The 13,064-nt window shown below is 62.7% G+C and carries 16 protein-coding genes; 1 reads left to right on the forward strand and 15 read right to left on the reverse strand.

Annotated features, from left to right (window positions below; genetic code table 11):
* Positions 1 to 135: 135 nt before the first annotated feature.
* The 4 genes from FP2506_RS10365 to FP2506_RS10380 form a co-directional block, all read right to left on the reverse strand.
* The gene (locus tag FP2506_RS10365) at positions 136 to 1,218 is read right to left on the reverse strand and encodes a hypothetical protein (RefSeq protein ID WP_007067426.1); all 1,083 of its coding nucleotides are present in this window, start codon (positions 1,216 to 1,218) and stop codon (positions 136 to 138) included.
* A 104-nt stretch (positions 1,219 to 1,322) separates the two neighbouring features.
* Positions 1,323 to 2,657, reverse strand: a complete 1,335-nt coding sequence (locus FP2506_RS10370; RefSeq protein ID WP_007067427.1) for a phage head morphogenesis protein — start codon at positions 2,655 to 2,657, stop codon at positions 1,323 to 1,325.
* A 68-nt stretch (positions 2,658 to 2,725) separates the two neighbouring features.
* On the reverse strand, positions 2,726 to 4,351 hold the full coding sequence (locus tag FP2506_RS10375; RefSeq protein ID WP_007067428.1) for a DUF935 domain-containing protein: 1,626 nt from the start codon (positions 4,349 to 4,351) through the stop codon (positions 2,726 to 2,728).
* Positions 4,345 to 5,949: a hypothetical protein gene (locus FP2506_RS10380; protein ID WP_007067429.1), complete on the reverse strand. Its 1,605-nt coding sequence runs from the start codon at positions 5,947 to 5,949 to the stop codon at positions 4,345 to 4,347. Before FP2506_RS10380 ends, FP2506_RS10375 begins: the two co-directional genes overlap by 7 nt.
* 59 nt (positions 5,950 to 6,008) lie before the next feature.
* Between FP2506_RS10380 and FP2506_RS10385 the strand changes: the two genes are divergently transcribed.
* Complete coding sequence (locus tag FP2506_RS10385) at positions 6,009 to 7,172, forward strand: hypothetical protein (RefSeq protein WP_007067430.1); 1,164 nt, start codon at positions 6,009 to 6,011, stop codon at positions 7,170 to 7,172.
* 2 nt (positions 7,173 to 7,174) lie between these two features.
* On the opposite strand, the gene FP2506_RS10390 is transcribed toward FP2506_RS10385, so the two are convergent.
* From FP2506_RS10390 to FP2506_RS10440, 11 genes are all read right to left on the reverse strand, one after another.
* Positions 7,175 to 7,744, reverse strand: coding sequence for a DUF3486 family protein (locus FP2506_RS10390; protein WP_007067431.1), 570 nt, complete (start codon positions 7,742 to 7,744; stop codon positions 7,175 to 7,177).
* Positions 7,745 to 7,749: 5 nt separating this feature from the next.
* Complete coding sequence (locus FP2506_RS10395; protein ID WP_007067432.1) at positions 7,750 to 8,064, reverse strand: VpaChn25_0724 family phage protein; 315 nt, start codon at positions 8,062 to 8,064, stop codon at positions 7,750 to 7,752.
* Positions 8,061 to 8,471 carry a DUF2730 family protein gene (locus FP2506_RS10400; RefSeq protein WP_148227535.1) on the reverse strand — a complete coding sequence of 137 codons (411 nt, stop codon included), beginning with the start codon at positions 8,469 to 8,471 and terminating at the stop codon, positions 8,061 to 8,063. Before FP2506_RS10400 ends, FP2506_RS10395 begins: the two co-directional genes overlap by 4 nt.
* A complete protein-coding gene (locus tag FP2506_RS10405) occupies positions 8,450 to 8,881 on the reverse strand; it encodes a hypothetical protein (RefSeq protein WP_007067434.1) in 432 nt (143 codons plus the stop codon). The genes FP2506_RS10400 and FP2506_RS10405 overlap by 22 nt, the downstream gene beginning before the upstream one ends.
* 7 nt (positions 8,882 to 8,888) lie before the next feature.
* On the reverse strand, positions 8,889 to 9,479 hold the full coding sequence (locus tag FP2506_RS10410; RefSeq protein ID WP_007067435.1) for a hypothetical protein: 591 nt from the start codon (positions 9,477 to 9,479) through the stop codon (positions 8,889 to 8,891).
* 39 nt (positions 9,480 to 9,518) lie between these two features.
* Positions 9,519 to 10,295 carry an N-acetylmuramoyl-L-alanine amidase gene (locus FP2506_RS18000; protein ID WP_007067436.1) on the reverse strand — a complete coding sequence of 259 codons (777 nt, stop codon included), beginning with the start codon at positions 10,293 to 10,295 and terminating at the stop codon, positions 9,519 to 9,521.
* 81 nt (positions 10,296 to 10,376) lie between these two features.
* Positions 10,377 to 10,778: a helix-turn-helix domain-containing protein gene (locus FP2506_RS10420; RefSeq protein WP_007067437.1), complete on the reverse strand. Its 402-nt coding sequence runs from the start codon at positions 10,776 to 10,778 to the stop codon at positions 10,377 to 10,379.
* Positions 10,775 to 11,479, reverse strand: coding sequence for a hypothetical protein (locus FP2506_RS10425; RefSeq protein WP_007067438.1), 705 nt, complete (start codon positions 11,477 to 11,479; stop codon positions 10,775 to 10,777). The genes FP2506_RS10420 and FP2506_RS10425 overlap by 4 nt, the downstream gene beginning before the upstream one ends.
* On the reverse strand, positions 11,476 to 11,730 hold the full coding sequence (locus FP2506_RS10430; RefSeq protein ID WP_244404161.1) for a hypothetical protein: 255 nt from the start codon (positions 11,728 to 11,730) through the stop codon (positions 11,476 to 11,478). Before FP2506_RS10430 ends, FP2506_RS10425 begins: the two co-directional genes overlap by 4 nt.
* Positions 11,727 to 11,990: a hypothetical protein gene (locus tag FP2506_RS10435; RefSeq protein ID WP_007067440.1), complete on the reverse strand. Its 264-nt coding sequence runs from the start codon at positions 11,988 to 11,990 to the stop codon at positions 11,727 to 11,729. The genes FP2506_RS10430 and FP2506_RS10435 overlap by 4 nt, the downstream gene beginning before the upstream one ends.
* Complete coding sequence (locus FP2506_RS10440; protein ID WP_007067441.1) at positions 11,990 to 12,631, reverse strand: gp16 family protein; 642 nt, start codon at positions 12,629 to 12,631, stop codon at positions 11,990 to 11,992. The genes FP2506_RS10435 and FP2506_RS10440 overlap by 1 nt, the downstream gene beginning before the upstream one ends.
* Positions 12,632 to 13,064: the final 433 nt, after the last annotated feature.

Below are 13,064 nucleotides of genomic sequence, written 5' to 3' on the forward strand. Positions count from 1 at the left end.
CTTTTTCGGGGTTGTTCCTTCCTCCGCCTCCTTCTCTACCGTTCCACCAGACCGGTCGCCTCGTCCGCCGTGAAGTCGGCGCGCAAAACCCATCCGGTCTGAGGCCAGGGTCAAGGATCTCGAACGCCACTTGGTTTATTCAGTCCCAGATGGAAGCGTTTTCAGGAGGGCTTCCTCGACTCTCATTTGGGTTCGTTCGATCTCCATGTCTCGAAGCGCCTCGATAATATCTGCGTCAGCATCTTGAGAGACGCCTTCATCTCTGCCTGAGATCCCTTCCTCGCTCAGAAATGCTGAGAGCGCGCAACGGTAGAGAGGTGCTGCCATTTTGAATAGGTTCGATCCGTCATCGGCAACTTCAAGCGTATCTATTGAGACGGGTTTGCCATGAAGGAAATCGTTTCGCGCATTGTATAGTTTCATATAAAGGGTGTGGTGTGCTCTCTCTTCTGAGAAAGAGCCGTGTTTCCAATCGACTTTATTAAGAAGCTTGAGCACCTTAAATTTGCTTCCCTTGCCCTCTTCAATCAAAATCTCACAGGCGCTGATCCAGAGCGCTATAACCCGCCCAATGTCGTAAATGTCGACTTCTGGGCCGCCGGGCATTCTTGCCGCTGCACGGGCCATGTTCAGCGAGCGGAAAAGTCGTCGATTGCGCTGCGTTTCTCCTTCGCCGGCGAAAGCGTCTTCCCATTTTCGCCGAAGCCCTCGGTACAGCGGCAGATCGAGGTGATGGATCTGCAGCGACAAAACGGAAAAAGCTGGACTGCACTGAGGATTTAACTCGCTCAGGTTATGTGTTCCCAACACTGATGCAGTCTGCACGAAGATAGTGTCATCGTACTGTCTTCCGAAGAACCACGGATAAAAGTCGAAGGCGTTGGAAAATCGAAATCCGGCACCTCCTGTATAGAGGAGATCTCTAACGTAACTTGCACAAACCGCGCTGATGCAGACAAGATCCCGAAATCCTGCCAACGCCTCTAACGTTCGAATGGTTTGAGGAGAATCTGAGCGATAGAGTAGCACTGTCGGCTCGAGCTCCATGCCAAACTCATCCCGAAATTTTCCAAGGAAATCACCAAACGCCGGATACGCATGTGCCAAGCCCTGAACTCTCTCATCGCAACACGACATGAGAGCGACTTGCGAAGTTTCTAGCGGTTGCTCCAAAGCGACGTTCGGAAGAAAGCGGATGGCGCTCCAGTCTTCATGCATTGCTATACAGCGTCCCCGGAGTTCTGACTGTTCGAATTGCCAGCCAATTGCCAAAATACGATATGCACTTCGCAGCGGTGCATAAATCGGGCGTAGGCTTCAGTCTATCCGGGGTTGGCCCCTTCCCCTCGCTGCCTCTTCCATCTCTTCACCATCGGCTCGATCTCTTCTGCGGCAAAGCCTGCGCGCAGGAGCCCATCCGTACCGAGCCCCGCGTCGAGGATCTCGAAGGCGACAGACCGATCCGGCCGCTGGTGAAGCGAGCGCACCCGTAAAAGGCCAGTCTCCGATCGCCTGACAACGGCCTTCCACCAGGTCTTGCCGATCCGCTTCACGACCGTTCGCTCGTTTGCCTCGTCTTCGCCAGGTTTCGGATCCTGAAAGGCGACGCCCGTAAAGAGCAGCTCGGGCAGCGTAATGAAATCAGTATAGCTGCCGTCGGGCGCCTTGATCCGCGCCGCCACCGCCGCCGAGTCGATCGAAACGATTGGCGAAACCGCATTCGTCGCGGCCGCGACCTCCGGCGCCACACCCGCCGGCATCCAGACCTTCTCGGGCAGCAACGGCGCGAGCCGCTGATAGGGATCGCTCCAGAGTTCCTTCGCCATCCGCCGAGCGTTGCCTGCCCCGCCCGGCACCTGTGCCAGCTCTTCGAGCCGCCTCGAAAGGGTGTCGAGCAGCGTTCGCGACCTGGCAAGACCCGGATTGGTCTGCCAGCCGGGGTCGATACCCACGGGCACCGATGTCACCTCGCCGGTGCGGCGATTTCTGAATTCGCGGCTGCCGAAGTCCGGCGCCTTGTTCGTGTAGCGGATGGCGCTTTCGTCGTCTGGATCGGGCTCGGTTCCCAAGAGCTGCTCGGCCTCGCGCCGGGTGATCTGCCGCACCGAGCACTTGCAGCCCCAGCCGTTCGGCGGGAAGTGGGTCGACCAGAACGGATGGTCGACCGGCAGGATGATGCCGACGAAGCGCAGGTGTTCCGCGCGCGGCTCGGCCGAGGCGGACCGGACATAGAGGAGATAGGGAAGCGCCCGCTTGGTGCGCTGGATGCGCTCCCACTGCCCGGCCGCGCGCGCGGTTCGCATGTTCGTCCAGAAGATCGTCTCCAGCCGGCGCCGCGAGGAGAAGTCGGCGAGCTTGTCGGGATCGGCCCCGGCCGGATCGCCGATGCGGCGCGGGCCCCACCATCCGAGCTTTGCCAATTCGTCCTGGATCTCGCCTCGCCAGGTCTCGAAGCTCTTGGACTCGGCGATCGCCGTCGAGATCGTTTTGCGGAACGTGCCGAGCAGCTCGGCGTCGACCGCCTTGGCGACGGTGAAGGCGTGGGCATGCTCCTCGCCAAAGACGTCGAGCCAGGAGAAGGCCGGCCGGTCGGCCTTCCCGTCGAAATAGGACGTGACGGCTTCGGGCGTCCGGAAGGCGCGGGCGATCTCGGCCATCGGGCGCTAGTCCTTATAAAGCACGGGCGAGTGTTACCATTCGGCGGCGCGTCGGGACCCGTGCGGCACTAATCATCGACGTCGCCGATACCGCGGGCGATCGCCGTCGATCGGGCGAGTGCGGCCGCGAGCCGGCGTGTGTCGGGACCTTCCGTTTCGAGGCGCTTCAAGACCCCTTCGAACGTCGTTTCCTCGGCAATGATCGCCCGCAGTGGCGTCAGGATCGGGTCGGCGATCGCCTCCCATTCCGACAGCGCTTCGGCGGCGAGCTGCTCGACCTCGTCGACGGCATCAACCGGCGCCGGCTTGGCCGCGAGGGTCGCGATCGCGCAGGACGAACAGCGGCAGCCGGTGGTGTGGACCGCAAGGCTGGTCGGTGGCACCGTTTCGCTCTCTCTCGCGACGCCCGCCGTGCCCGGCTTCACCTCGATCGCCGGTGCCTTTGCTTCCGGAACCAACAGCTCTTCGTCGTCCTCAGGCTCGCCGAGGCCGATCCGCTCGCGCATCTCGCGTTGGGAGACCTTCAGTCCGAGCGGCACCATCCGGGAGACGGCGTCGGTCAGGCCCTTGATGTCCTCAGGTTCGGCTACCGGGAAGGCGACGCGCGGATAGACCGCCTGCTCGCCGAAATTCATGATGACGAAGGGCCGGATCAGATCCCGGTTGATCGTCTGGGCCTGTTGCTTCGCATCAGCCTTCAGGATGTCGAGGCGCACGTCGTTGTGGACGTTGGCCTGGGCTTGCGACGAGCCGTCGTCGGACGTCATCGTCTGGCCGAGGATCAGTTTGGAGACCTGCTTGTCGCAATAGTCGAGCAGTCCGCCGAAGACGCTCTCGCCGTGCTGGCCCTCGACCTTGGCGAACTCGAACTCCATGCCCATCGGGATGATCGCGGCCGCATCGTTGGAAATGTCACGCACGGCCCTCAGAAGCGAGCGTTTGTCCTTGTCGGATGCATTCGCGTGATACTTGCCGACGCGCAGCGGCACGCCGTAGATCTCCGCGAAAGCCGCCCAGTCCTTCAGCGAGTAGCTCTGGATCAGGAACGCCCAGGCGGCGGGCCGCGCCATGCCGCGCCGGATGGTCAGGCCCATCTTGGTGCGCGGCTCGTGGACGATGAACTTCGCGGCTGGAAGTTCGAGCCCGTTGCGGATGTCGCTCATGTCCCGCAGGCGTAGCTCGGTCCGGGTTGCCTCGTCGAACTGGAAGAAGCGCGGATCGCGCCATTTGTATTCCACCGGCTGCAGCACCCGGTCCTGGTACTCCCATATCATCTCGGAAACGGAATAGCCCTTGCCGATCGCATCGGTCAGCGAGCCGCTCATCTCCTCGAATGCGTCGCCCTCGATGAGCGCGTTGACGGCATCGACGATCTTCGCCGGCACGGTCTCGTCGTGCTCGATCGACGGCGCGATCCCCTCGATCGCGAGACGCCGCGTCTGCAGCTGCGAGGCGTAGTGGAGGTATCGCTCCTCCATTTCCTCGGCGAGCGTCAGATATGAAAGGTTACGGCCCTGGGCCGATTCCTGCAGGATCGAAGCCAGGCGCCGCGGCCCAAGCCCGGAAATGATTGTCTCGCCGATCACCCGGCGCGGGCCGACCTCCTGCGGGGTCGCAAATTCCATCGACAGCGAGCCGGCGTCCGGCGAGCGGCCCCAGCGGTCCATGAAGCGGTGGATGGATGCCTTCACCATAACGTCCGTTCCCCGTCCGCCATCCGGTCCAGTCCGTCGCCGAACGCGAAGGAACTGGCGTCGGCCTCGTGCGCCGGCGTGTAGCCGTATTCGACATGATCGGCCTTGGCGGCCGCGATGGCGAGGCAGAGCGAGACCGCGAAGTCGCCGTGCCGCTGCCCCCCGTCCGCGCCTTTGGTGCGCGCATCGTTCGGCACCATCGGGATGCCGCGCACCATCTGGATCTGGCGGAGATCCGCCTTCAGGTCCGCGTCGGCCGCGAAGAGCACCGTCCGGTCCTCGATCGCCGCCTTCAGCGGCGGCATGTTCTCCAGATACCAGCCCTGGGAGAGCATCACCGGCTCGACCGCCAGCGCGCCGTAGCGCTGCATGGCGTATTCGGCGAGGAACTGGCCGTTACCGCGCGCATCGTGCCGGCCCGAGCCGAAGCGCGGCAGGCGATCGGCAACGTGGAAGAGGATCTGCTCCTGCTGGCGGAAGGGCACGTTCCGAAGCTCCAGCACGAAGGGCGCGCGCAGGGTGAGGTCACGCTCTTCGGCGAGCGGCGTCAGGATCGAGAGATCGCCCGAGCGGCCGAAGTCGAACCCGTAGGAATGCCGGCAGCGCCTATCGAGCTTCGCGAGCGCGGGGTCGACATGTTCGCCGAGCCAGTCGGCGACGAAGGTGAACCGGGTCGCGTCGTCCTTCAGCTCGAACCCCTGCGGACAGGAGAGCCGCAGCACGGGGATGGCTCGCGACATGCAGGCCTCGATCTGCGCCGAGGTCAGATAGACGCCCGAGCCCTGGGACGGGATGCAGTCGAGCTCCTCGGCCGCACCGTCGCCGTAGAAGGCGCGGATCTCCGCCCGGAACTGCGCCTCCGCTTCCGGAGACCATTCCCGGCCGCGGATCAGGCAGATGCGCTTGTAGAGCCCTTGGTTCAGCGCGTCGTCGAAGGTGCAGCGCACGACATTGCCGGGGCGCCGGCCCTCGCGGATCTCCTGGATCAGCTGGTTGAAGGGGTTGTCGACGCCGTTATGGGTTGAGATCACCAGCACCTTGCCGCCCCAGATGAGCAGCGCCATCGCCGCCTTGAGCAGTTCTTCGGCATCGTCGTGGAACGCGAACTCGTCGAGGATGACGAAGCCCTGGCGGCCGCGCAGAGAGCGCGGTTTGGAGGACAGTGCCGCGATCTCGAACCCGGAGGCGAAGGTGATGCGGAACGCCTGGATCGAGCGGTCCTCGCCCTTTTCGCCCTGTTCGGTGAAGAGGAACTCCTGAACGCCGGACGAGGCTTGGTTGAAGGCCTTCGCCCACATGGCGCAGGTGTCGATGAACTCCCGGGCCATGTCGAGATTGTAGCCGAGATAGAGGGTGTCCATGCCCCCGGCCGTGCGCTTCGCGCCGGAGGTCAGCACGGCCGCTGCCCCGACGCCCCAGGTCGCCCCGATCCGGCGCGACTTGTCCGTGACGGTCAGCGCAAAGGTCGAAACCGAAAAGACGAGCTCTTGCTGATAGGAAAGAAGCACGTCCGGCAGCCCGTCGATCTCCGCCGGCACGACCGCCATCGCCTCGCGCCGCAGCTCGGCCCATTCGGCTTCGGCTATTAATGCGGTCATTGACGCAACGCTTGGTTTTGTGAGGATATATGCTCGAATGCGTTTTTGAAGATTGAGCGATGACGAAGTACATGGTCGAACCGCCGCCTCGAGATGATCCTCCGCAGCCCAGCCAATCGACTTGGCAATGGATTGTGGCCTTTGTGAAAGAGTTTGAAGAGCATCCAGTTACAAAGATGATTGTGGCGGGTGCTTTCCTTTTTACTCTCGTCGCGACTTGGCTGAGCCTTCGCGCGACACAAGAACAAAGCCGGATCACTAACATACAGCTGGAAGATCTGAAATCCGAGCAGACGGCGAGGTATTGGCAACTTCTGACAACTCCCGCGTCTGGAAACAGCGGGAAGGTCGAAGCAATTGAAGAATTGGCTCGACGCGGTACCGAATTGGTTGGGCTGGACTTCTCCTGCAGTAGATTGGGAGGCGGAGACGCAACGACCGCGGCTTGCGAGAACGGCGTCTATTTGCGTGGTTTGACTCTGAGAACTGATAAGAAGAGCGAGGAAAGGCTCGCATTCCAAGCAAATGTAAGCGGCGCAGATCTGGGATCGTGCAGATTCGAAGCCGGTGTCAACATAGTGTTGAAAGCAAACCAAACGAACTTTGCGGGATGTGAGTGGAATGGAGCCACTGTTTCGCTTGTTGGGGAAGACGTTCAACTCGATACGATGAAAACCACCAAGAGCCAAGTGGAAGTGGCGGGCAAAGTAGTCTTCAATGACGCAGATCTCCAAGGAGGAAATGTCTTCAACATCGCGTCTGGCGGTAGCATCGAAACATACTACAACCGCCTCGATGGAAGCACGATAAAATTTGAGGCCTTTGACTACTTTCCAGAATCTATAATTGGCAATTTCCATTTTCTTGGTCTCAGTGATGCGACGTTCATCATAGAGACATCTGGCCTCAATTGGCTCGGCCACTTTAATTCGAAGCAACAGGCGGAAATCATGCGCCAACTTTTGAATTTCGATCAAGGTTGGTTTTGGAAAGGCTCTCCGCCCAAATTCTTGAATAATGCCGATGGCGAAACATACCCGATCGAGAAAGCAATCTCGACGTTCGAGTTGTTCGAGTGCGATAGGTCTGGCCTTCCAAAGGAGCCTTTGAGCGTCAATTTTCCACTGGGCATTAACTGGCAAGACATCCCGATGTCGCTCACAGCTAGCACGTCTTCTGGAGAAACATTCTCCATCGAGTGCCCTCTGTACCGATCTGATTGAGCTCACCCCACCACTCCCAAAATCCGCGCCTTGATCGCCTCCACCGTCTCGGCCGAAAATCCCTTCTCCCCCGCCACGACCTCGACCGCCTTCGCCGCCTCGTCGAGCTTCTTCCGAGTCTCGGCCTCGGCCGATCGCCGCGCATCGGCCGAGACTTTCTGGGTCGCGAGCGCCGACTTCAGCGCATTCGCCAGGAACATCACGCCTTGCGTGTCGACCTGCCCGGTTTCGAGGATCGAATAGACCGAGGACTTGATCATCTCGACGAGCATGATGGTGATGTCGTCGGCCTTGTCCGGCCCGAGCCTCTCCGTCACGGCCGTCGCGATGTCGCGGGTTTCCTGCAGCCGGCGCGTCGTGGCCGCAAGCCGGGTCGAATAGCGGTTGAACGCGCTCGGCGAGATCGGATCGCAGCCGATCTCCTCGAGCCTGCCGTTCATCTCGACCAGGATGTCGAGCTGTGTCCGCTCGCGCGACTGCAGTTCCGCGACCGCCCACTGGACGATGCCGTCGGCATCGGCGGGTAGAAGGTCGATCGAGGAAAGCCGTCCTCGCCTCACGCGGTCCGCCATGACGGTCAGCCCCGCGTCCGGCTCGGCCGGACGATGCCGGGAAGCACGCGGCGCTTCTCGACATGGTCTTCGCCCGCCTCGGTCAATTCGGCGATGATGACGGTCTCGACACGCCGCAGCTTCACCGCCTGGGCGTTCGTCTCCAGCCAGTCGAGCTGCTGGTGGAGATAGTCCCGCCCGCGATTGATCCCGAACGCCTGCAGTTCCTTGATCAGAACCCCGTCGTTGAGCCGCCCGTCCGGTTGCGCCGCCAGCGCCCGGAGGATCGTCAGTCGGGCGTTCTCGTCATAGTGGCTCGAATAGCCCGCGAAGATGTTCATTTGCCCCTCTCCGAAATTCTCAAGAGAAAGTCCTCCATGCGGGTGACCGAGCCGCCGATCGCCTTCATGCTCGCCTCCATCAGGTCGAACCGTCCCTCCATTCGCGCGATCGAGAGCTGGAGATCGTGGACCTCCTGCCGGGTCGCGCGATCGCCGACGTCCTTCTCGACGGCGGCGACGCGGCGATCCAGATTCTTGAGGTCGGTCGCGATCGCATCGACTCCCTCGCTGACCTTCACGATCGCCTTGGCGTCGACGAGCTTCGAACGGTCGCCGAAGGCAGTGAAACCGGTCCACTTCAGGATGAAGACGACGCCGAGGACGACGGTGATCACCAGTCCGGCCACGACGAGACCCAACAGCCCGTACTGCTCGAAGGAGCCGGTCAGGACTTTATCGTAAGACATCCGAGCCAGACTCCTGCGAGGGCGGACAGGCCAGCCCATGTCGCGTACATGTGCGTTCCCGTAGACGGCGTCCCGCTGACACCGAAGTTGAAGGCGACGACGGCCCAGAAACCTGCAGCGAGCGCCATCGCGACGAATCGGAACGTCGCCCGGCCGGGCACCTTCGGCGCGACGATCGCCACGAACTGGACGAACGCGGTCGCCCCCATGAGGAGCGCCCAGACATTCGCCGGCAGCGCCGAGAAACCCCGGAAGCTGCCGCGTTGAAGGACGTCCGGATGACGAAGAAGGAACAGCGCCCAGCCGCCGAGCCCGAAGACGCCGACATATTCCATCGACCGGGCCCAGTCCGGAAAGAGCCAGTTCAGGAAACGCCAGACCTGGTCTGCGAAGGAAGGCTGATGCTGCATGGTTCGATCAGGTCCTGGCCGATCTTGCCAGCTGAGCGTCGGCACGTTCCGTTTCGGGATCGACCAGCCAGCCTTCGAGCCGGCCCTCGATCATCTCGGAGAGCTTCGTCGTCGGCCTGCGATCGGCGTCGACCAGGCCGAAATGCCTGAGCGCGTCCGGCAGCTTGTCGATTGCGTAATCCGCGACCGTCTCGATCGCCTGGTTCTTCATGTTGACCGGTATGCCGCCGATCGCCCGGTCCTTGAGCCTCTCCGTGGCGAAGTCGATCCCGCGCTGAAGACCCTGATCGACGATTGGTCCGATCATGGCGTCGAGATCCCATCCGGTCTTTCGCTTGAGGAGCCGAAAGGCCCAGAACCGCAGAACCGCCCAGATCGCGGCCGCGACCGAGAGCGCGATCGGCAGGAGCACCTCGACCAGCGGCCCGAGATCGATTGCGCCGTCAGCAACCGTCTGTGCGAACGCGGCCGTCGTCGCTCCGATCGTCATGAGCACGACGAAAGCTGTGAAGAGAACGGCGAAGATCGCCGCGGAGATGAGGCCGAGGGCGAGCCGCATCAGGGGATCGCCGGCATTCCGGCGGACAGAGAGGTGCATGGAACGTCCTTTCGAAGATGGTTTGAAGGGGCTTTGAGATCAGGCTGGGTGGCCGAGGTCGCCGAGAGCGCCCTTGAGCTTGGCGACCGCCGCGAGGACGCCGGGATCGTCATCGTGTTCGGGAATCGCCTGGAACGGCGGCTTGCCGGCGAGCGCCAGTTCCATTTCCTCCCGGGTCTGTGGACCGACCTTGCCGTCCGCCACGATGCCGCGGGTCTTCTGGAAGTGGAGGGTCGCCAGCTCGACGGTGTGGTCGAAGGCATCGCCGTCCGGCATGCCCCAGGGATGCGCGATGCGGTCGCGCCAGATGTCGAGATCCCGGCGCCAGGCGGCGACGTCCGGACCACGTTCGCCGCGCTCCAGGATCTCGTCGGCCATCGCGTCGAGAACCGGCGCGGCTCTGCCGAGCAGACCCTTGTATTCGGCCGTCGCGTCGTAGGACGGGCAGGCCTTCGCGGCATGGTCCCGGTGGCCGGAAATCCTGAGGGCGCCGGTAAGGGCCGAAGTCCGGCGCAGCTCTTCGACCAGCGCCTCGGTCTGGGCCTTCGTTCTCGTGTCTTTCGCGGTCACGCCGTCCGCGGCGACCCCGCCGACATAGACGATACCGGCCGTTCTCGAATTCCGGCCTGCCACATGTGCCCCGATCTTTTCCATGGCACGGCCGGTCTCGACGCGGCCGTCGAGATGGATGACCCGGTGATAGCCGATGCCTGACCAGCCGCGGGCGCGGTGCCAGGCGTCGATCTCTTTGACGGAGACCGCGCGCCCCTCGGGGGTTGCCGTGCAATGCACGATGATTTCGTCGATCGGGCGCATGTAAGGCTCGCTGAACGGGGATGATGCGAGCACTATCGCCGGTTGGGAGGCCACACATGATGCTGACAGGTGTCAGCACGATCAGGAGAAGAGATCGCCCTGCCGGTCGTCCGCGGCCTTCATCCGGCGCCGGATCCGGTAGGCGGTGCGTTCGGTGAGACCGGCCGCGCGGGCAGCATCCGCCGCCGAGCCGCCATTTGCAATACATTTTGCAGCACGCCGGCGCGCATCGCGCAACGATCCGGTCGCGCCGAGCGGCAGCAAAACTTGCTGGCCGACCGGGTTGCCCTGTTCGTCCATGTGGGAGAAATGCGCGCAGATCCGGTTCGCCGCCTCGCGGCCGACGAGCCGGGGCAGCCAGTGACCGTCCGATGCGTCGCCCGGGATGTAGCGCCGCGTCCCGCCATGTGCGGCCGCAAGCTTCATCGCCGCTTCCTCGCCGGCGACCTCGGCAATCTCCTCCAGAAGCGCCGGCAACGTCATGCCGCCACCCCGTCCTCTTTTGGCTGCCAGGGCGACCAGATCGAATGGCCGAACCGCTCGACGTCGCGGGTATAGTGCAGCTCGGCGCGGGACGGCGGAATCCAGACGGTCGGCTTGGGCGGAAGCAAGAGCCCGCTCGACGCGCTCCGCTCCCAGACCAGCCAGCAATAGGCGGTGAAGGTATCGCCCTCCGGATCCCACCGCTTCCTGTGAAGAGGCACCCGCTCGACGAACTGGGCGTGGATCCGCGGCGGATGCGGCCGGTAGACCTGCCGGTACCGGGCCATCCCGTCGAGCTTCACGGTCGGGATGAACATGGCGACGCCATGCCGGGCCCGGCCGATCGCCCGGGCCATGAAGTCGACGATCTTCGCGCCGAAGGGCGGATTGGTCACGATCCAGTCCGGCCGTTCGATCGCCGTCCAGGAAACTTCGTCGAGGAAGTCCCGGACGTCGCCGTAGCCATAGCCGAAGACATCGCTCGCCCGGACCTCGCTGAAGAACTCCTCCAGCGCATAGGCCATGTGCCCTTCGCCGCAGGCCGGTTCTTCGCAGGTCATCCCGAGAAAGCGGCGGCGCCCGAGAATGTGGTGGAAGAGCGCGCGGGTCGCCCAGGGCGGCGTCGGGAAATAGTCGAGCGAATCGGGCGGCTCGAGGCGCGGCCCGCCGACGACCCGATTGATCGACCCGGCGGCGCTCACTTCGTTCGTCTCCGGTTTGGCAAAAGCGGACCACGCGGCAGGACCGTCACGACGGTCACCTGGCGGGGCGAGTGTTGAAAGAGCAGTCTGACCTTTTCGACCTGAACCGCGATCGCGCCGATTTCGGCTGCCGGTCGCGCGGTATCGGCGAGATGCTGCCTGACGGCCGAGACGTCGAGCCCATGCTCGCGCTCCAGATACCGAAGCACGGCATGATCGCTGACGCGCACATGGGTCCGCCGTCGCTTCACTGAGCCGCCGCCCTTTTAAGGAACGCAAGACCCTCTTCCGTCAGGGTCCAGATCTCGTCCTCGACTTCGAATCCTTCGAGGACGTCGTCGTGGAGATCGACATCATCGACATCGATGCGACGGATCAAGCCGGCGCGATCGAGCGCTTTGAGATGCGCGATCGGGAACTCGTCATCGACGTCGTCGATGGTGAAACGGTTCAAGGCAGCAGCTGCGGCTCGCAAATCCTGGCCCACATGCGAGAAAGTGTTGTTTGCCATCACCCGGCCCTCCGTGTCTGCATCGAACGCAGCCTGAGGCGCTTGCCGAAGGCGTTCATCACCCGCTGCCATTCGGCATTCGACGGCGGCCGCTCCGGCGTTACGGTTCGCTTGAGGATCTCCGAGATTGCCGCCCAGAAGGCCGGCGTAATCATCTGGCCGGTGAGCTTTCGCCATTGCGCCTGGGCGATGTGATAGCCGTGCTGGCGCGCGACCTCGTAGGTACGCCGGGAGACCGTCCAGACGACGCCTTCGCGTTCGCACCAGGACTTCAGCGCTTCGATGACAGCCTTGGCGTCGTCCGGATCGCGGATCCATTCGGTCCGCTCGATCCCGCACTGGCGCTTGGCGAAGGCGAGCAAGGCCGCATCGTCACGGTTGGCCACGGCGCCGAGATTCCATAGCGCGATCCAGAGCGCCTGCAGCTTCCGCGCATAGTCCCCTTCGAGGGGCTTTCGAAGGCCGTTCGAACCGGGTTTGAAGCCAGCGCGGCGCATGGCGCCCAGGACCCGGTCGCACTCCGCCGAGGTTAGGTCCTTCGCGCTCCGCTGCCCGGTCTCGCGCTGCAGGAGGTCGCGATAGGTATCGTCGTCGAGCCCAAGCTGCTTTTTGCCGACGTGGATAGCCGCGAGCGCACTCATAGGCAGCTATCCAAAACAGTCGAAACTTTTCGTATGTTAGGGGTTCGCAGGCCGTAGAAGGAGCGACTTGTGGGTCTGGAGTAACGAGTTTGAGCGAACTGATTGCGGATTGCCCCCGCTGTAAAGCAACACGGGCAACATTCGATGTAAGAGCGGATCACCACATACGAGTCGTGGATGGATGGTCGAGTGTCTTCGAGGCCTTCTGCATTTGCAGAGCATGTTTGAAAGGCACTATCTTCGTTTTGAAACAGAAAAGCACCAAATCCGCCCTGATCCTGGAGAAAGTGGGGATTGCGGGTCTGGTCGGGTCGGCAAAACGCGTTGTTTGAGTCGCAAGATACATTCGTATTCGAGACATCTCTGCCGAAGATCCACGTCCTTACCTTGCGAAAAATATCGCGCGTGTATCCAAGGAAGGAGCGGCCTCGGT

Origin of the sequence: Fulvimarina pelagi HTCC2506 (assembly GCF_000153705.1) — a bacterium.
GTDB classification, from domain to species: domain Bacteria; phylum Pseudomonadota; class Alphaproteobacteria; order Rhizobiales; family Rhizobiaceae; genus Fulvimarina; species Fulvimarina pelagi.